Origin of the sequence: Pseudomonas sp. L-22-4S-12, assembly GCF_009799935.1 — a bacterium.
Classification (GTDB): domain Bacteria; phylum Pseudomonadota; class Gammaproteobacteria; order Pseudomonadales; family Pseudomonadaceae; genus Aquipseudomonas.
Map to the genome: position 1 here is coordinate 267,965 of NZ_WELL01000002.1, position 17,595 is coordinate 285,559.

The window sequence follows — 17,595 nt, forward strand, 5'->3', positions numbered from 1 at the left end:
CGCGGAGCAATCAGGAACTGCCGTGCAGCACCGGGCGCCACTACCATGAGCAGATCACCTTCGTCAAAAACAGCCCAGGGCATGATCAGCATTACGCCATCGATGCCACCAAGCTTGAGCGCGAGCTGGGCTGGAAACCGGCATCAGCAAGACCGTGCGCTGGTACCTGGATAACCAGGCATGGGTCAACAACATCACAAGCGGCAACTACCAGGATTGGGTGAGCAAGCAATATCCATGAAAATTCTATTGCTGGGGGCCAATGGACAGGTTGGCTGGGAGCTGCAAAGGGCGCTTGCCCCGCTGGGCCAACTGGTGATTTGCGATCGCCGCTCGGCCGACCTGGAAAACCCTCAGGCACTGGATGAGCTGGTTGTGCGCGAGCAGCCTGCCGTCATCGTCAATGCCGCTGCCTATACCGCGGTAGACAAGGCCGAGTCGGATGCCGTGCGTGCGCGCAAGGTCAATGCCGAGTCCGTAGCCGTACTGGCGACTACTGCGCACAGACTGGGTGTCTGGTTGGTGCATTACTCGACCGACTATGTATTCGATGGTGACAAGCCTGCCGCTTATGTCGAGGATGACCCAACGGCGCCGCTAAACGTTTATGGGCAAACCAAGCTGGATGGTGAGCAGGCTATCCGTGCCAGCGGTTGCCGACACCTGATCCTGCGCACCAGTTGGGTTTATGCCGTGCGCGGTGGCAACTTCGCCAAGACCATACTGCGGTTGGCTGTGGATAGGGCGGAGCTGCGCGTGGTGGCTGACCAGGTTGGTGTGCCCACCAGCGCGGAACTGATTGCCGATGTAACAGCTCTGCTGCTGCAACGAATAGCCTTCGATGCAGCGCTGGCCAGAGTCGCCAGCGGTACTTACCACCTGGTCGCTAGCGGGGCGACCAGCTGGCATGGCTATGCACAGTTCGTTATTGCCGAGGCGGTTCGTCTGGGTATGCCGCTGCGTGCAACACCGGAGAGTGTTCATCCCATCACCTCTGCAAAATACCCCGTACCTGCCCGGCGTCCGGTAAATTCCAGGTTGGATAATCAGAAGCTGCAACAGACGTTTGGCCTGCAACTGCCGGCGTGGGAGTTCCACGTCAAACGTATGCTGATTGAGCTGAACGATTGGGATTGATATGAAGCGTAAAGGCATCATCCTCGCGGGGACTCTGGAACCCGTCTGCACCCTGCGACCCTGGCCATTTCCAAGCAGTTATTGCCAATCTACGACAAACCGATGATCTATTACCCGCTCACCACTCTGATGCTGGCGAGTATTCGCGAGATTCTGATCATCTCAACCTCGCAGGACACTCCACGCTTCGAGCAGTTGCTGGGTGATGGCCGCCACTGTGGACTCAGCCTGTCCTGTGCCGTGCAGGCCACCCCGGACGAGCTGGCGTAGGCCTTCCTGATTGCTGAAGACTTCATCGGTAGCGATCCGGTCGCCTGGTGCTGGGTGAAAACATCTACCACGGCCACGTTTTCAGGGGCTGCTGCTGAACGCCATGGCGCGTAAGCAAGACTCCAGCGTATTCGCCTACCATGTGCATGACCTCGAGCGTTACGAACTGGTCGAGTTCGATGCCAGCGGCAAGGCCATCAGCCTGGAAGAAAGGCCCGCAGCGCCAAAGTCCAGTTATGCCGTTATCGGCCCGTACTTCTACGACCATCAGGTCGTTGATATTGCCAAAAGCATCGAACCCCCGCTTCGCGGTGAGCTGGAAATCACCGATTTCAATCGGATTAACCTGGAGCATGGTCAGCTGCCGGTGGAAATCCTGGGGCGGCTATGCCTGGCTGGATGCCGGTAGCCATGAGTCCCAGCTTGAAACCAGCCAGTTCATCGCCACGCTGGATAAAAAACGTCAGGGTCTGAAAGTCGCCTGCCCAGGAGTGATCGCCTTCCGCCAGAAGTGGATCCCCCTGAGCAACTGGAGAAGCTGGCCGAGCCTCTGGCCAAGAATGCTTACGGCAAATACCTTATGCGAATCCTAGTTAAGGCGGTTTACTGATGAACGCGACTCGCCTCAAAATTCCAGGTCTGGTGCTGTTTGAGCCAAAGGTATTTGGCGACGATCGCGGGTTCTTCTATGAAAGTTTTAATCAGCAGAGCTTCGAGGATGCAGTTGGCTATCCCGTGAGTTTTGTTCAGGACAATCACTCCCGCTCCTTGCAGGGGGTGTTGCGAGGTCTGCATTACCAACTTCCGCCCCACGCGCAAGGCAAGTTGGTACGCGTTGTTCAGGGCGAGGTATTCGATGTTGCCGTCGATATTCGCAAGTCGTCACCGACCTTCGGTCAATGGAGCGGGATTTTCTTGTCTGCGCAGAACAAGCGCCAGTTGTGGGTTCCTGAAGGTTTCGCCCACGGATTTGTAGCGCTATCGGACTGTGCCGAGTGTTTGTACAAAACCACCCGGTACTACGCGCCTCAAAGCGAGCGCAGCATCCTCTGGAGCGACCCGGCGCTGGCTATCGATTGGCATGGCATCAATGCACCGTTACTTTCCAGCAAAGACCAGCAGGCACAGCTACTGGCCGATGCTGAGCTGTTTGCATGAGTCTGTATACGTCACAATTGGGCTTTAACCTGTTTACCTAAGCTGCAACCGCTCCGTGTAATCCAGTTCCAGCACGCATAAAAAGGGCCTGCACGTGCAGGCCCTTTTCGTTGGCGCGGCAGTCAGCCGGTCAGACCTTGCCGCTGTAGTCGTTGAGCGAAATAACCCGGGTCTTGCCGACTCGGTGGCGGTAGATCTCGCGCAGGTACTTGATGGCTTTCTTCACGCTGTCGCGCGACAGGCGGATGTCATTGATCGAGACGAACTTGTCCGCATCGTGGATCAGCTCGCGGTACTTCTTCTCGTACATCGGCTTGATCGCGTACCAGTTGGTGTCGAGGATCTTCGCCGGGTTCTCAAACTCGTTGAGCATGGCTTCGATGCGCTCCTCATCGAACTCCTCGGAAACGATGAAGTCGAGCATGGCGTTGTCCAGGCTGTCGTCGTAGCGGTACTGGTCGCGGGCGAAGCAGCGCTTGATGAAGGCCACGATCAGGGTCAGGAAGTCATCCGACAGGCACGGGCTCTTAACGATCAGGGTGGTCAGCGACAGGTTGGCCGAGGCGCCGATGACCAGGGCGTAGCGCTTCAGGGTGGTGTTGGGGAACAGGCTGTTGAGGTGGCTCTTCAGGCGGTTGAGGTCCATGTAGGACAGCTTGTAGTCCTTGGGCAGGGAGACGATGGACACCACCGAGGAGCAGTTCTTGAAGAAGTGCAGGTCGCTCAGCGCGCTGGCGTCGTAGCCGCCCTTCTTGTACTGCTCCAGCGCCGCGCGGTAACGCTTGGATTCGATTGGCAGCAGGCTGATGCCTTCGATGGCCTGGGTCGCCTTGTTGAAGTGCGGCAGGTCGATGGAGCGGAAGAACAGGTCGTCGATATTGAGCTTGGGCTGCTCCTTCTCGAACACCTTGAACTTGTCGGTGGGCGCTGGTGGTGCCTGTTCGGCTACCACCGACTCGGCGTAGGCCACGGCCACCGGGCCGGCCAGACTCATGAACAGGTCGTTGGCGTCCAGGCGGATGGTCTCGCCGATGTCGATGCCGGCGCGGCGGAAGTAGTTCTGGTCGTAGTCGGTGGTCACCGCCTGGGCGGTGAGGATGTTGAAGATCTGCTGCGAGATGTACTGGTTGGCGTGGCGCTCCATGGCGTTCACGTCGATGTTCTGGATGTTGCCGCCGTCGCTTTCCTCGGCGTAGCGCATGATGTCGTTGGAGATCAGCATCATCGCGTTCCACGGGCGGATGCGGCGCATCACGCTTTCTTCGCCGGTTTCCTCGTTGTCGAAGTTGTAGGAGAAGTCCCACTCCTCGGCGAGGTACTTGCACAGCAGGCGGCCGGCGTTGATGTGCAGGGCCTCCGACATCTCGATGCGCTGGTCGGAGATGTTCGGCAGGATGCAGATGCCGCTGGTGAAGATCGGCTCGAAGACGAAGGAGTGGTCGCGGTTCTCGTCGCTGCCTTCTTCGGTCTTGGTCTCGAAGGTCTTGCTCATGTAGGCGAACTGCTGGGCCAGGCCGAACTCCGAGGCCATGCCCGAGCCAGTGCCGCCGCCGGCGCTGAAGATATAGAAGTACAGGCGCGACTGGTTGGCCTTGATCCCGCAGGAGTCGATCAGGTAGCTGTGGATGAACTTCCAGTCGGCATTGGTGAAGCGCTGGGTGTCCTTGTTGAGGATGATCTTGGCCAGGTACTGGCCGAGGATCGGCGCGTTGCCGGCGCCGCCGGCATGCACCTCGGACAGGTCCATGATCTTCATCTTGCTGTAGTCGCTGAGGAAGCCGCTCTTCTCGGTCTTGCGCGAGAAGCGGATGCGCCCCTCGATGTCCTTGTCCAGGTCGCCGAGCATCACCAGCGGCTCGATGAGGAATACCGGCTTGGCCGCGCGGCTGGGCGACAGGCGCAGGTTGCTGCGAATCCAGCTGGTCGGGCGCTGTTCGTTGGCCGACTTTTCCTGGTTGCTGAATTCGTTGAGGTAGAACTTGCGTGCGTTGTACACCAGCGAGGCGACGTCCAGGGCGATGTTGGAGCCGCAGCGGCCGAGGCCGATCAGGCACACCGAGGGGAAGTGCTGGCTGGCGCGCACATCGCTGCCGTCGTCGCTGAGGACCTTGGGGAAGACCCGTTCGCGCAGGCCGTCGAGGTTCTCTAGGATGCGGTCGATGTCGCGCTCGGTGAAGTACATGTACGGCTCGCCATTGCCGGCGGGGCTGAGGAGTGTCCGCGGTGGGGTTACGGCTTCAGGGCTTTCGGCTAGGACGGGGCGCGCTTCGGAAACGGTGGACACTGCGTCTTTTTTTGTTTTCATCATCGACATCCGGCGTGTGGGGCGGCGTTTCGGGGAGGCTTGGTGGCTAAATGCCTTCTTCTTGCATGGCTCTGCACTATATACAGCGAATGGGCATTGTTCGAGCCGGCGACGGAGTGGTTTGCGGAACTTCTTGGCTTTTTCGCTCAGGTTTCTACCCGATTGCGCCCAAGTTGCTTGGCCCGGTACAGCGCGGTGTCGGCATGGCGTACCAGGTCGCGCAGCAGTTCGCCGGATTGCAGCTGGGCGATGCCGAAGCTGGCGCTGATCGGCTGCTGCTCGAGCAGCGGGCTCGCACTGATCAGTTCACGCAGTTTCTCGGCCAGCTGGCGGGCCTGCTGCCGGTCGGTATGCGGCATGAGGATGAGGAATTCCTCGCCGCCCCAGCGGCACAGGCTGTCCGAGTCGCGCAGGTGCTCGCGGACCCGGTCGGCCAGGCGGCACAGCACCTGGTCGCCGATTTCGTGGCCGTGCCGGTCGTTGATCTCCTTGAAGTGGTCGATGTCGAAGAACACCAGCGACAGCGGGTAGCCGTAGCGCTCGGCGCGGCCGACTTCCTGCTGCGCCACCTCCTCGAACTTTAGGCGGTTCCACAGCCCGGTCAGGCGGTCGGTATTGGCCAGGCGCTCCAGGGTGGCGTTGCTGGTGAGCAGCTGCTGCTCGGTGTCCTGGCGGCGGTTGATCTCGCGCTGCAGGGCGCGCGACAGGGCGGCGAAGCGCAAGGCGACGGTGGCCATCAGCAGGATGACCAGCAGGGCGATGGCGCCGCCCAGGTAGAACATGCGGTTGTCCTGCTCGACGTGTTCGCTGTAGAGAAACCCGCCCAGGTTGACCGGGCCGGGGGCCATGCCCAGTTGCACATAGCTGTTGGCGATGGCGTCCCAGCGCCCGGGGTTCATGTGCCCGAGCTGCACCAGGTCGGACATGATCAACTTGCGCAGGGCGTCGGCCTCGAAGCGCAGGTGCTCCAGGCTCTTGCCGGGGGCATAGCGGCGGTGGATCAGCTGGAGGCTTTCCTCCTGGTGATCCAGGGCATATTGCCAGCCCTTGAGGCTGGCCTGGACGAACGCCGCGACCCGTTGCGGCCGCTCCCTGAGCAGCCGTTCGCTGGTCACCAGCACATCGTTGTAGAAGTTCACCCCGTATTCGCGCGGGTTGATCAGGCGGTAGTCGACGCCGCGCTGGGCCAGCCAGTAGGTCTCGTTGGAGATGTAGCCGTCGTAGGCGTCGGTGCGCCCGTCGATCAGGTCCTGCGGGTCGAAGCTGGTCGGCTGGATATTCAGCTGGCCCATGTCGATGCCTTCGCGGCGCAGGGTGATCAGCAGCTCGGCGCTTTCCGGCGCGGGCATCAGCATCAGGCGCTTGCCGACCAGATCCGCGGGCGTGCGGATGCCCGAGTCGGCACGCACGATCCACACGATGGGCGAGGTCTGCATGATCGCCGCCAGCGCCACCACCGGCTTGCCGGCCATGCGTTCGATCACCACGCCGCTGTTGCTGATGGCGAAATCGCTGCGCTCGGAGAGGATGGCATCCACCGGCTTGAGGGCCTGCGGGCCGCCCTCGAGGATTTCCACATCCAGCCCGGCATCGCGGTAATAGCCTTTTTCCAGGGCCATGTAGTAGCCGGCAAACTGGAACTGGTGCAGCCAGCGCAATTGCAGGCGCAGCTTGTCGCCTGCTGTGGCGCCGCCGCTGCCCAGGCAGATCAGCAGCAGGAGCAGTAGCCATTGCCGGGCGTTGCGGCGCGGAAGGTGTGGCGGGCGGTATGGCACGGCGAACCCTGAGCTGGCACTGTGCTTTCACTCTAGCGGTTTTCCGCGCGGGCGGGAGCCGCGCGTGGCGGGTTCCTGGATTGTCTATATGGTCAGCTTTTTTGCCGGGCAGGCTTGTCCGTGCGGCGGCCGGCGGGGTAGGGTGGGCGGCCCGGCCTTCTGGCTGCCGTGCGTTTGGATCTGCTGTGAAACCTGTTTCCCGGGCCCTGCTGATGCTGGCCCTGCTGCTGGCGGCGATCAACCTGCGCCCCGGCATCACTTCCCTGGCACCGCTGATCGAGCGGATCGCCACCGAACTGTCCCTGAGCCGCGGGCTGATCAGCCTGACCACGGCCTTGCCGGTGCTGTGCATGGGCCTGCTGGCGCCCCTGGCGCCACGCTTTGCCACGCGCATCGGCCTGGAACGCACCATCACCGCCTGCCTGGCCCTGATCTGCCTGGCCCTGCTGCTGCGCCTGGGCGGTCAGAGCGGCGTGCTGCTGATCGGCAGCGCCGTGCTGATGGGTACCGGCATCGCGCTGACCGGGCCGCTGCTGTCCGCCTTCATCAAGCGCCATTTCGTCGGGCACATCGGCCGCGTGGTGGGCTGGTATTCCTTCGGCATGGCCATCGGCGGCGCCGGCGGCGCGGTCCTGAGCATCCCGCTGACCCGCGCCCTGGGCGATGACTGGACCGCCGGGCTGGCGGCCTGGGCGCTGCCGGCGCTGGTCGCCGTGCTGCTCTGGGCGCGCCTGCCCAACCGTAGGGAAACCGCCGCCGCGGGCGATGGCGCCGGGCTGCCCTGGCGCGAGCCGCGGGCCTGGCTGGTCACCGGCTTCTTCGCCATCCAGGCGGGGATGTTCTACAGCATGGCCACCTGGCTGGTGGCGCGCTATCACGAGGCCGGTTTCAGCCTGCCGTACAGCAATGGCCTGTTCGGCACCTTCATGCTGGTCGGCCTGCCCAGCGCCTGGCTGCTGCCCTGGCTGGCCCAGCGCTTCGACATTCGCCAGCCGCTGCTGGTGGGCTGCGGCTTGGCGATGACCCTCAGCCTGGGCATGGTCACCTTCCTGCCACAGCAGCTGCCGGAGCTCTGGGCCATGCTCATGGGCTTGGCGCTGAGCGGCTCGTTCGCCCTGTCGCTGGTGCTGCCGCTGTACGAGGTGCATACGCCGCTGGCGGTCAGCCGCTGGACCGCGATGATGCTCTGCGCCGGTTACTGCATGGCCTGCCTGGCGCCGATCCTGGTGGGGCTGGGGCGTGACCTGGGTGGCGACTACCGGCTGCCGTTCATGGTCCTGACCGCCCTGGGTGTGCTGATGACCTTGATCGCCTGGTGCCTGCGTACGCCCAGAACCGGAGGGGAACGGCAGAGTTAGAAGTTGTTTGCGATCTTTTCCAGGCACTACCAACGAAGGCGTTGGGCTCGCTGCTTTCAGTGCCGGGCAGCTCTGCGTAACGCGCACCAGAGGCCTGCGCGTGGTTTTCTGGTGCGCACGGCGCACCCTGCGAGGGATGGTAAACAGGTTCTTGGGCACTGGTTCCTTTGCAGCGGCAAGGCCCTGTGATAGAAGGCAGCCTGCATTTCTTGGAGTACCCGCGTGGAGCCCGAATCCATCGTCTATGGCTGCATCCGTGACTGGCCGTCTGGCGAGCGCGAGCAGCGCCTGCTGCGGCGCGGCATCAACCGCCGGGTGCTGGAGCAATTGCCCCAGGGCGATGCCTGGCCGTTTCTCGGCCGCGAGATGTTCTCCTTCTGCGGCAACGAGGGCGAGGGCTTGTATCAGACCCAGGTGATCCACTTCGGCGCCAGCTACCGGGCCATCGAGTACGAGTGGAGCCTGTGGGTGCAGGAGTTCGAGGCGCTGCTCAAGCGCCTGTACTGGGCCAGCGCGGTGGTCCATCTGGAAACCGAGCTGAACGGCCTGCACACCTTCCGCTGGGAGTCCGAGAGCGGCTTCCACAGCCCGCAGGAGGATGACCTGCGCATGCGCTGCGTGTGGGAGCGCGAGGGCTGCCTGCGCGGCTGAGTGGCGCCGGCTGGCATAACCTCGGTCATTATCGTAGAGGCCGCCGAATGCTCAATTACCTGTGGTTCCTGCTCGCCGCGCTGTTCGAGATCGCCGGCTGCTACGCCTTCTGGATGTGGCTGCGCCTGGGCAAGAGCGTCTGGTGGCTGGCGCCGGCGCTGCTCAGCCTGTGCCTGTTCGCCGTGCTGCTGACCCGCGTCGAGGCCGCCTATGCCGGGCGCGCCTACGCCGCCTATGGCGGGGTCTATATCGTCGCCTCGCTGTTCTGGCTGGCGGCGGTCGAGCGTACCCGGCCCCTGGCCAGCGACTGGCTGGGGGCGGGCCTGTGCCTGCTCGGCGCGGCGATCATCCTGCTCGGGCCGCGCCTGGGCTGGCGCTAAGCGCCGGTCACGGTTCCCCGTAGGGTGGCAGGCGCTCAGTCCTGCTCCTGCAGCCACTCGCGCGGTACCTGCTCCTTGAGCAGCAGCTGGCACTGCTGGCTTTCCGGGTCGAAGACGATCAGCGCCTGGCCCTTGAGCAGGGCCTTGCGCGCCCGCTCGACGCGGGTGGCCAGGGGCGTTTCGTCGCCGTTGTCGGTGCCTTCGCGGCTGACGAAATCCTCCAGCAGGCGGGTCAGGGTCTCGGCTTCGAGCAGGTCGTGGGGGATCAGCATGGCGGGTCCTTGTTGGCGGGCGGCCATTCTAGGGGCTGTTGCGGTTTGTCGCGAACCGCGTTGCGGCGCCATTCTGCCGGATTCGCTTGCCGCTAGCGCTTACTGGCCAACCCTTGAGCCCTGCTGCAGCGTCTGGTCGAGCAGGTAGCGGTCCAGGGTGCTGTAGAGCAGCTGGCAGTCCAGCGGCTTGCCGAGGAAGTCGTTCATGCCGGAGCGGGCGCCGTGTTCGCGGTGCTCGTCGAGGATATGCGCGGTCAGGGCGATGATCGGCACGGCCGGCAGGCGGCGGCTGTGCTCCAGCTGGCGGATCTGCCGGGTGGCGTCGAAGCCGTCCAGCTCGGGCATCTCGCAGTCCATCAGGATCAGCTGGATCGCGGCCGGGTCGCGCCGGTACTCGGCCACCGCGGCCAGGCCGTTGCTGACCAGGCGCACGCAGTAGCCGCGCTTTTTCAGGAAGCCCTGGACCACCAGCTGGTTCACCGCATTGTCCTCGGCGACCAGGATGCACGGCGTGGCGCCGCCGGCACCGTGCGGCTCGGCAAGAGCCGGGCGGGGTGCGCTGCGCCGTTCGCTGTACAGCTCCAGCAGGGTGCTGCGCAGGCTGGTGAGGGCCACCGGCAGCGGCAGGTTGAGCAGGCGCAGGCCGTGGTGGTCCGGCAGTTGCGGCTGTTGCTGCGGCGGGTGCAGCAGCAGGATGCGCTGGCCGGGCTCCAGGTTCTGGCCGATGCTGTCCAGCCAGTGGCCGATGCTGCCCGGCCAGGGCGTCATCAGCACCAGCAGCGGCGGGCTCCTGAAGTCGTCCAGGTAGTCCGCCAGGCGTTGCGGGTCCTGGCAGCGCTCGGTGCGCATGCCCCAGCGCCCGAGCAGGTGGCCGAGGGCTTCCAGGCCGAGGCCGTCCAGCGAGCAGAGCAGGGCGCTGCGGCCGTTGAGCAGGGCGGCCAGCTCGTCGGGCTGCTCACTCACCGCCTGCAGCGGGATATCGAAGGCGAAGCGGCTGCCCTGGCCCGGAGTGCTCTGCACCTCGATGCGCCCGTGCATCATCTCCACCAGTTCCTTGCTGATCACCAGGCCCAGGCCGCTGCCGCCGTAGCGCCGGGTGGTGCTGGAGTCGCCCTGGGCGAAGGACTTGAACAGCTGGCCGAGGCTGTCGGCGCGGATGCCGATGCCGCTGTCGCGGATGGCGAAGAGCAGGTGCGCCCGGCCCCGGCTGTCGCTGCGGAGGCAGACGTGCAGGGCCACGTGGCCCTCCTGGGTGAACTTCAGGGCGTTGCTCAGCAGGTTCATCAGCACCTGCTTGAGGCGCATCGGGTCGCCCTTGATGCGCCGGGGCACGCCGCGCTCCAGGCTGACGTAGAGGCGCAGGCGCTTCTCCAGGGCCTGGCTGGTGAACAGGCTGAGGGTGTCGGACACCAGCTGTTCGAGGTCGAACTCGATCTCCTCCAGGCTGAGCTTGCCGGACTCGATGCGGGCGTAGTCGAGGATGTCGTTGATCACCGTCATCAGCGAGCTGCCGGAGCTGCTGATGGTGTCCACGTAGAAGCGCTGGTTGCGGTCCAGGCTGGTTTCGCGCAGCAGCTGCAGCATGCCCAGCACGCCGTTCAGCGGGGTGCGGATCTCGTGGCTCATCTTGGCCAGGAAGCGGCTCTTGGCCAGGTTCTCGAGCGCCGCCTGCTCGGCGGCCTGGCGCGAGCGGTAGCCTTCCTCCTTGAGCAGGTTGATGCGGTCGGCCAGGCCGATGGAGAGGGTCAGCAGCTCGATGGTCACCCCGACCTTGACCACCGCCGAGCCATAGATGCCGAACAGCTCCACCCCCAGCGAGCCGCTGGTGACCAGCATGAAGGCGACCAGCAGCACGCTCCACGCCAGCACGTAGTAAGAGCCATGGCGGATGCCCCGGCGCCAGGCATACATCCCGGTCAGCAGCAGTAGCAGCGAGACCACCAGCACGACGAGGCTGGCGAGGATGTTCCAGGCCTGCAGGCCGATCAGCGGCGCCGACAGCAGGCCGCCGAGGACCGCCAGCATGAGCAGGCGCAGGCCACGGTCCAGGCGCGGGAAGTGCAGGCGGGTGTGCAGGAAGTGCCGGCTGAACTGGGTGGCGCTCAGGCAGTGCAGGTACATCAGGATGTAGATGCTCACCGACTGCAGGGCCACATGGCTGGGCAGCAGCTTGAACAGCATGCCGTCGAAGCAGGCGGCGAACAGGCCGACGTTGACGTTGTAGATCAGGTACCAGAAATAGGCGCGCTCGCGCAGCGAGATGAACAGGAACAGGTTGTAGATGAACATGGCAAACAGCACGCCGTAGAAGGCGCCGTTGATGCCCATGAGGTTTTCCTGGGCCGCCGCGCTGGCCCCGTAGGTGCTGAAGAACAGCGGCACGAACAGGGTGCTGGTGCTTTCCACGCGCAGCAGCAGGGTGTTGCTGCCGTGCGGCAGCTGCAGGGGGAACCAGAAGTGGCGGACCTGCACCGGGCGCTGGGCGAAGGCGAAGCCGTCGCCGCTCTGCTGGTGCTGCAGGCGCCCGTCGGCATCCTGCAGGTAGACGTCGATGCGGTCGAGCAGGGCGTAGTTGACTTCCAGGTAGCCGGAGAGCGCTTGCGGGCGGCTGTTGACCAGGCGCAGCTTGAACCACCACACCGAGGCATTCTTGCCGAGGTTGGCGTGGTCACCGTCGATGCCCTGGAAGGCGCTGTCTGGCAGCTGCTGCACCTGGGCGGGGCTGAGACTGCCGTCGCGGTCTTCGTGGTAGCCCATGTAGGGCGCCAGCGACAGGCGCAGCTGGTCCCGGTCCAGGGGCGCCGGGGCGAGGGCCCAGAGGGGGCTGGCGAGGCACAACAGGAGCACGGCCAGACAGAAGCGAGGCATCCGCGAACCCCGTGGTTTTTATACGTTGTCGCAGCACTTTGCCCGGATGCGGGAGGGGCAGCAAGTTCTCCGTGCACCTGCTAGTCGGCTGGTGGTGGACGTGTTCCCAGCACGCTGTCGAGGTTGGGCACCTGGGTTTCGCTGGCCAGCTGCGCGTCGTGCTCGATCTGGTGGCTGAAACGCTCCAGCGACTGGCTCTGACCGGGTTGGGCGTCGCTGGCGAACACCGGGGGGCTGAGCATATAGGCGCCGAGCAGGCGCGCCAGGCTGGCCAGGCTGTCGATATGGGTGCGCTCGTAGCCATGGGTGGCATCGCAGCCGAAGGCCAGCAGCGCGGTGCGGATGTCATGGCCGGCGGTGACGGCCGACTGCGCATCGCTGTGGTAGTAGCGGAACAGGTCGCGGCGCACGGGCAGCTTGTGCGTCTGGGCCAGGCCCAGCAGGTGACGCGACAGGTGGTAGTCGTAGGGGCCGCCCGAGTCCTGCATGGCCACGCTCACGCAGTGTTCGCTGGAGTGCTGCCCCGGCGCCACCGGGGCGATGTCGATGCCGACGAATTCGCTGACATCCCAGGGCAGCGCCGCCGCGGCGCCGGAGCCGACCTCCTCGGTGATGGTGAACAGCGGGTGGCAGTCGATTTCCGGTTTGGCCGCGCTTTCGCGGATCATCTTCAGCGCCGTGAGCAGGGCCGCCACCCCGGCCTTGTCGTCCAGATGGCGAGCGCTGATGTGGCCGCTTTCGGTGAACTCCGGCAAGGGGTCGAAGGCGACGAAATCGCCGATGGCGATGCCCAGCGCCTCGCCGTCGGCGCGGGTGCTGCAATAGGCGTCGAGGCGCAGCTCGATATGCTCCCAACTGATCGGCAGCTGATCCACCGCGGTGTTGAAGGCATGCCCGGAGGCCAGCAGCGGCAACACGCTGCCGCGCAGCACGCCCTGATCGGTGAACAGGCTGACCCGGCTGCCTTCGGCGAAGCGGCTCGACCAGCAGCCGACGGCCGCCAGGGCCAGGCGGCCGTTGTCTTTGATCTCGCGCACGCTGGCGCCAATGGTGTCGAGGTGCGCCGACACCGCACGGTCCGGGCTGTTCTGCCGGCCCTGCAGGGTGGCGCGGATGGTGCCGCGGCGGGTCAGCTCGAAGGGAATGCCGAGCTCCTCCAGGCGTTCGGCGACATAGCGCACGATGGTGTCGGTGAAGCCGGTCGGGCTGGGAATGGCGAGCATCTCCAGCAGGACTCGGCGCAGGTAGTCGAGATCGGGCTCGGGGAGCTGTGACATACGGACTCCTGGGGTGGCGGCAGGCTCAGCCGGCAGCCTGGCTGAGGGGGAACAGCAGGTCGATGAAGCGTTCGGCGGTGGGCTGCGGCTCATGGTTGGCCAGGCCGACGCGCTCGTTGGCTTCGATAAAGACGTGCTCGGGGCGGTCGGCGGCCGGTACCAGCAGATCCAGGCCGACCACCGGAATATCCAGGGCGCGGGCCGCCTTGATGGCCGCCTCGCGCAACTGCGGGTGGAGCACCGCCGTGACATCCTCGAGGCTGCCGCCGGTATGCAGGTTGGCGGTCTTGCGCACTGCCAGGCGGGTGCCGGCCGGCAGCACGCTGTCGTAGTCATAGCCGGCGTCGTGCAGGGTGCGCTGGGTTTCCGCGTCCAGCGGGATGCGGCTTTCCCCGCCGGTGGCGGCCTGGCGCCTGCGGCTCTGGGCTTCGATCAGCGCGCCGATGCTGTGCAAGCCATCGCCGATCACCTCGGCCGGGTGGCGAATGGCGGCGGCGACCACCTCGAAACCGATCACCACGATGCGCAGGTCCTGCCCGCGGTGGTAGCTCTCCAGCAGCACCCGGCTGTCGAACTGGCGGGCGCGAGCGATGGCCTGCTCGACGGCGGCGGTGCTGCGCAGGTCGACGGCCACCCCCTGGCCCTGCTCGCCGTCCACCGGCTTGACCACCAGGCTGCCGTGTGCGGCGAGGAAGGCGGCATTCGCCTCGCTACTGCCGGCCAGGCGCTGTTCCGGCTGTTGCAGGCCGGCGCGGGCGAGGGTGCGGTGGGTCAGGCGCTTGTCCTGGCACAGGGTCATGCTCACCGCGCTGGTCAGGTCGCACAGCGACTCCCGGCAGCGGATGCGTCGCCCGCCGTGGCTGAGGCTGAACAGACCGGCCTCGGCATCCTCCACCTGCACCTCGATGCCGCGGCGGTGGGCTTCGTCGACGATGATCCGCGCATAGGGGTTGAGCTCGGCCTCCGGACCGGGGCCGAGGAACAGCGGCTGGTTGAAGCCGTTCTTGCGCTTGATGGCGAAAGTCGGCAGGTCGCGAAAACCGAGCTTGGCGTACAGCGCCTTGGCTTGCCGGTTGTCGTGCAGCACCGACAGGTCCAGATGGCTGAGCCCGCGGCTCATGAAGTGCTCGATCAGATGCCGCACCAGCACTTCGCCGACGCCGGGGCGGCTGCAGCGCGGGTCAACCGCCAGGCACCAGAGGCTGCTGCCGTGCTCGGGGTCGTGGAACGCCTTGAGGTGATCCAGGCCCATGACGCTGCCGATCACCGCGCCGCTGTCCTCGTCCTCGGCCAGCCAGTACACCGGGCCGCCCTGGTGCCGGGGGGTGAGCTTGCACGGGTCGACCGGCAGCATGCCGCGCAGCTGGTACAGCTGATTGATGGCCAGCCAGTCGGCCGGGTTCTGGGCGCGGCGGATGCGGTAGCCGCGAAAGCTGCGCCGCGCCGGGCGATAGTCGCTGAACCGCAGGCGCAGGGTGTCCGAGGGGTCGAGGAACAGCTGCTGCGGGGCCTGGGCCAGGACCTGCTGCGGGGCCGCCACGTACAGGGCGATGTCGCGCTCGCCGGGCTGCTCGGCGAGCAGCTCGGCGGCCAGGTCGACGGGGTTGGCAAAGGTATGGCCGATCAGCAGGCGGCCCCAGCCGCAGTGCAGGGACAGGGATGGGCACGCCTGCTGGCTGCCGTCCTTGGCCAGGTGAGCCTGCAGCCGCTGGTAGGACGGCGGCTGACCGCGGAGTAAACGTTGGTTGAGGGCAGTGGCTCGCATGATGGTCGCTCTCCTTGGGTGCTAAAGGCCGTGCTGCTGCAACCACAGGTTGAGGGCAGCCAGTTGCCACAGCTTGGAGCCGTGCAGTGGCGTCAGCTGGCCCTGTGGGTCACTGAGCAGGCGGTCGAGCATGGCCGGGTTGAACAGGCCGCGATCCTGGCCGGGGTCGAGCAGCAGCTCGCGCACCCAGTCCAGGGTCTGGCCCTGCAGGTGCTTGAGCCCCGGCACCGGGAAGTAGCCCTTGGGGCGATCGATCACCGCGTGGGGGATGATCTGGCGTGCCGCTTCCTTGAGCACCCGCTTGCCGCCGTCGGGCAGTTTGAAGCGGGCCGGGATGCGGGCCGCCAATTCCACCAGGCGGTAGTCGAGGAACGGCGTGCGCGCCTCCAGGCCCCAGGCCATGGTCATGTTGTCGACCCGCTTCACCGGATCGTCGACCAGCATTACCGTGGCATCCAGGCGCAAGGCCTTGTCCACCGCGGTCACGGCGCCCGGCTGGGCGAAGTGCGCGCGGACGAAGTCGCCGGCGCAGTCGTCGCTCAGCCAGCGCGGTTGCACGCAGGCGGCGTATTCCTCGTGGTCGCGGTCGAAGAAGGCGCGCCGGTAGGCGGCGTAGGCATCGCTGGCGCCGTCCACTTGCGGGTACCAGTGGTAGCCGGCGAACAGCTCATCGGCACCCTGGCCGCTCTGCACCACCTTGCAGTGCCTGGCCACCTCGCGCGACAGCAGGTAGAAGGCGATACAGTCATGGCTGACCATCGGCTCGCTCATGGCCTGAAAGGCGGCCGGCAGCTGTTCGAGGATCTCCCTCTCGGCAATGCGCAGCTGGTGGTGGTCGGTGCCGTAGTGGTTGGCGATCAGGTCGGAGTAGTGGAACTCGTCGCCGCGCTCGCCGGCGGCATCCTCGAAGCCGATGGAGAAGGTCGACAGCTGCTCCACCCCAGCCTCGCGCAGCAGGCCGACCAGCAGGCTGGAATCGACGCCGCCGGACAGCAGCACGCCGACATCCAGCGCGGCGCGCTGGCGGATCGCCACCGCCTCGCGCAGGCCGTCGAGCAGGCGATCGCGCCAGTCCGGCAGCTCCAGCAGGGTTTCGTCGCGGTGCGGGCCGAATGGCAGCTGCCACCAGCATTGCTGCTCGCAGCGGCCCGCGGCGTCGATGCGCAGCCAGGTGGCGGGCGGCAGCTTCTTCACCCCATTGAGCAGGGTGTGTGGCGCCGGCACCACGGCGTGGAAGTTCAGGTAGTGGTTGAGCGCCAGCGGATCCAGGCTGGTGTCGACATCGCCGCCCTGCAGCAGGGCCGGCAGGGTCGAGGCGAAGCGCAGGCGTTCGGGGCTCTGGCTCAGGTACAGCGGCTTGATGCCGAGGCGGTCGCGGGCGATGAACAGCTGCTCGCGGTCGCGCTCCCAGATGGCGAAGGCGAACATGCCGTTGAGTTTCGGCAGCAGCGCCTCGCCCCAGGCGTGGTAGCCCTTGAGCAGCACTTCGGTGTCGCCGTCTGAGTGGAACTGGTAGCCCAGGGCCTGCAGCTCGCTGCGCAGTTCCGGGTAGTTGTAGATCGCCCCGTTGAACACCAGGGCCAGGCCCAGCTGGTGGTCGATCATCGGCTGGCCAGAGGCGGCCTGCAGGTCCATGATCTTCAGGCGGCGGTGGCCGAATGCCAGCGGGCCCGAACTGTAGAAGCCATGCGCGTCGGGGCCGCGCGGGGCGAGGTGATGGGTGATTCTCTCGATGGCGGCCAGGTTGGCCGGTTGCTTATCGAAACGTAGTTCTCCAGCGATTCCGCACATAATTCCTTACCGGTTTTGCCGTTGGGGAGGTTGCGCAGTGCTGCGCAACGCTTTTTACCAAAACAAATTAATACTTTGATGTCAAAGTTCTTTTTCAGATATAAGCCATATATGACAGAAAAAATACTTCCTACTGAAATTGATTTGGCGGTGATGAATGCCTTCGAGCCGGCACTCTTCCAGGCCTTGCGGCGCTTGCAGCAGGCGGGCGAGGTGCATGCCAAGCGCCTGGCCCGCTTCGGCGGCCTGACGCCCATGCAGCTGATGATCCTGAGGGTGCTGGGGGGCGAGACGCGACTGACGGCCAGCGCCTTGAGCGGGCGGGTCAGTCTCAGTGCGGCGACGCTCTCGGGCATGCTCGATCGCCTGGAGGAGCGGGGGCTGCTGATGCGCCAGCGCGACGACCAGGATCGCCGGCGCCAGTGGCTGCTGCTCAGCGAAGCGGGGCGGGCGCTACTGGAACAGGCGCCACCGCTGCTGCCACCGGCACTGCGCAGCGCCCTGGCGACCTTGCCCGAGTGGGAACGGCATAGCCTGACGGCCGCGCTGCTGCGTGCGGCCGAACTCTGTGGCGAGCCGGAGTAGCGA

At 65.5% G+C, this 17,595-nt stretch carries 14 protein-coding genes and 2 pseudogenes; 9 read left to right on the forward strand and 7 right to left on the reverse strand.

From position 1 onward, the window contains the following. Positions 1-8: 8 nt before the first annotated feature. The 5 genes and pseudogenes from F3I16_RS21175 to rfbC all read left to right on the forward strand — a co-directional run. Positions 9-241: pseudogene (locus tag F3I16_RS21175) on the forward strand (dTDP-glucose 4,6-dehydratase); the annotation flags it as partial. Next, complete coding sequence (gene rfbD, locus F3I16_RS07855; protein ID WP_160493167.1) at positions 238-1,137, forward strand: dTDP-4-dehydrorhamnose reductase; 900 nt, start codon at positions 238-240, stop codon at positions 1,135-1,137. The pseudogene F3I16_RS21175 and the gene rfbD, both read left to right, overlap by 4 nt. Before the next feature lie 81 nt (positions 1,138-1,218). After that, the gene (locus tag F3I16_RS21270; protein WP_306110092.1) at positions 1,219-1,407 is read left to right on the forward strand and encodes a sugar phosphate nucleotidyltransferase; all 189 of its coding nucleotides are present in this window, start codon (positions 1,219-1,221) and stop codon (positions 1,405-1,407) included. 76 nt (positions 1,408-1,483) lie between these two features. Beyond that, a pseudogene (locus F3I16_RS21275) lies at positions 1,484-1,816 on the forward strand (sugar phosphate nucleotidyltransferase); the annotation flags it as partial. A gap of 200 nt (positions 1,817-2,016) precedes the next feature. Further along, on the forward strand, positions 2,017-2,565 hold the full coding sequence (rfbC, locus tag F3I16_RS07865; protein ID WP_160493168.1) for a dTDP-4-dehydrorhamnose 3,5-epimerase: 549 nt from the start codon (positions 2,017-2,019) through the stop codon (positions 2,563-2,565). 130 nt (positions 2,566-2,695) lie between these two features. Here rfbC and F3I16_RS07870 read toward each other — a convergent pair whose 3' ends face one another. Both F3I16_RS07870 and F3I16_RS07875 read right to left on the reverse strand, forming a co-directional pair. Then, the gene (locus tag F3I16_RS07870; protein WP_160493169.1) at positions 2,696-4,870 is read right to left on the reverse strand and encodes a hypothetical protein; all 2,175 of its coding nucleotides are present in this window, start codon (positions 4,868-4,870) and stop codon (positions 2,696-2,698) included. 146 nt (positions 4,871-5,016) lie between these two features. Continuing rightward, positions 5,017-6,645, reverse strand: coding sequence for a GGDEF domain-containing protein (locus tag F3I16_RS07875; protein ID WP_160493170.1), 1,629 nt, complete (start codon positions 6,643-6,645; stop codon positions 5,017-5,019). A gap of 185 nt (positions 6,646-6,830) precedes the next feature. Here F3I16_RS07875 and F3I16_RS07880 point away from each other — a divergent pair, with 185 nt between their 5' ends. The 3 genes from F3I16_RS07880 (at position 6,831) to F3I16_RS07890 (ending at position 9,034) form a co-directional block, all read left to right on the forward strand. Next, positions 6,831-8,003: a CynX/NimT family MFS transporter gene (locus tag F3I16_RS07880; RefSeq protein WP_372239604.1), complete on the forward strand. Its 1,173-nt coding sequence runs from the start codon at positions 6,831-6,833 to the stop codon at positions 8,001-8,003. A gap of 222 nt (positions 8,004-8,225) precedes the next feature. Further along, complete coding sequence (locus F3I16_RS07885) at positions 8,226-8,654, forward strand: hypothetical protein (protein ID WP_160079184.1); 429 nt, start codon at positions 8,226-8,228, stop codon at positions 8,652-8,654. A gap of 47 nt (positions 8,655-8,701) precedes the next feature. Next, a complete protein-coding gene (locus F3I16_RS07890) occupies positions 8,702-9,034 on the forward strand; it encodes a YnfA family protein (RefSeq protein WP_160493171.1) in 333 nt (110 codons plus the stop codon). A 35-nt stretch (positions 9,035-9,069) separates the two neighbouring features. Here the strand turns inward: F3I16_RS07890 and F3I16_RS07895 are convergent, their stop codons facing one another. From F3I16_RS07895 to F3I16_RS07915, 5 genes are all read right to left on the reverse strand, one after another. Beyond that, positions 9,070-9,306: a YheU family protein gene (locus tag F3I16_RS07895; RefSeq protein WP_160079186.1), complete on the reverse strand. Its 237-nt coding sequence runs from the start codon at positions 9,304-9,306 to the stop codon at positions 9,070-9,072. Positions 9,307-9,405: 99 nt separating this feature from the next. Beyond that, entirely contained in the window at positions 9,406-12,174 is a 2,769-nt protein-coding gene (locus F3I16_RS07900) for a hybrid sensor histidine kinase/response regulator (protein ID WP_160493172.1), read from the reverse strand. Between the two features lie 80 nt (positions 12,175-12,254). After that, positions 12,255-13,451 (reverse strand): osmoprotectant NAGGN system M42 family peptidase, encoded by a 1,197-nt coding sequence (locus tag F3I16_RS07905; protein WP_160493173.1) that lies wholly within the window; start codon positions 13,449-13,451, stop codon positions 12,255-12,257. 25 nt (positions 13,452-13,476) lie between these two features. Next, positions 13,477-15,216 (reverse strand): N-acetylglutaminylglutamine synthetase, encoded by a 1,740-nt coding sequence (ngg, locus tag F3I16_RS07910; RefSeq protein ID WP_160493174.1) that lies wholly within the window; start codon positions 15,214-15,216, stop codon positions 13,477-13,479. A 21-nt stretch (positions 15,217-15,237) separates the two neighbouring features. Further along, positions 15,238-17,007, reverse strand: coding sequence for an N-acetylglutaminylglutamine amidotransferase (locus tag F3I16_RS07915; protein WP_160493175.1), 1,770 nt, complete (start codon positions 17,005-17,007; stop codon positions 15,238-15,240). Between the two features lie 111 nt (positions 17,008-17,118). Here F3I16_RS07915 and F3I16_RS07920 point away from each other — a divergent pair, with 111 nt between their 5' ends. Further along, positions 17,119-17,592, forward strand: a complete 474-nt coding sequence (locus F3I16_RS07920; RefSeq protein WP_160493176.1) for a MarR family winged helix-turn-helix transcriptional regulator — start codon at positions 17,119-17,121, stop codon at positions 17,590-17,592. Positions 17,593-17,595 lie beyond the last annotated feature (3 nt).

What these genes read in the sequence shown, in the direction of transcription:
- rfbD (WP_160493167.1), top strand. Translation starts at nt 238, where the DNA reads ATGAAAATTCTATTGCTGGGGGCCAATGGACAGGTTGGCTGGGAGCTG.
- rfbC (WP_160493168.1), top strand. Translation starts at nt 2,017, where the DNA reads ATGAACGCGACTCGCCTCAAAATTCCAGGTCTGGTGCTGTTTGAGCCA.
- F3I16_RS07870 (WP_160493169.1), bottom strand. Translation starts at nt 4,870, where the DNA reads ATGAAAACAAAAAAAGACGCAGTGTCCACCGTTTCCGAAGCGCGCCCC.
- F3I16_RS07890 (WP_160493171.1), top strand. Translation starts at nt 8,702, where the DNA reads ATGCTCAATTACCTGTGGTTCCTGCTCGCCGCGCTGTTCGAGATCGCC.
- F3I16_RS07895 (WP_160079186.1), bottom strand. Translation starts at nt 9,306, where the DNA reads ATGCTGATCCCCCACGACCTGCTCGAAGCCGAGACCCTGACCCGCCTG.
- F3I16_RS07900 (WP_160493172.1), bottom strand. Translation starts at nt 12,174, where the DNA reads ATGCCTCGCTTCTGTCTGGCCGTGCTCCTGTTGTGCCTCGCCAGCCCC.
- F3I16_RS07905 (WP_160493173.1), bottom strand. Translation starts at nt 13,451, where the DNA reads ATGTCACAGCTCCCCGAGCCCGATCTCGACTACCTGCGCCGAGTCCTG.
- ngg (WP_160493174.1), bottom strand. Translation starts at nt 15,216, where the DNA reads ATGCGAGCCACTGCCCTCAACCAACGTTTACTCCGCGGTCAGCCGCCG.
- F3I16_RS07915 (WP_160493175.1), bottom strand. Translation starts at nt 17,007, where the DNA reads ATGTGCGGAATCGCTGGAGAACTACGTTTCGATAAGCAACCGGCCAAC.
- F3I16_RS07920 (WP_160493176.1), top strand. Translation starts at nt 17,119, where the DNA reads ATGACAGAAAAAATACTTCCTACTGAAATTGATTTGGCGGTGATGAAT.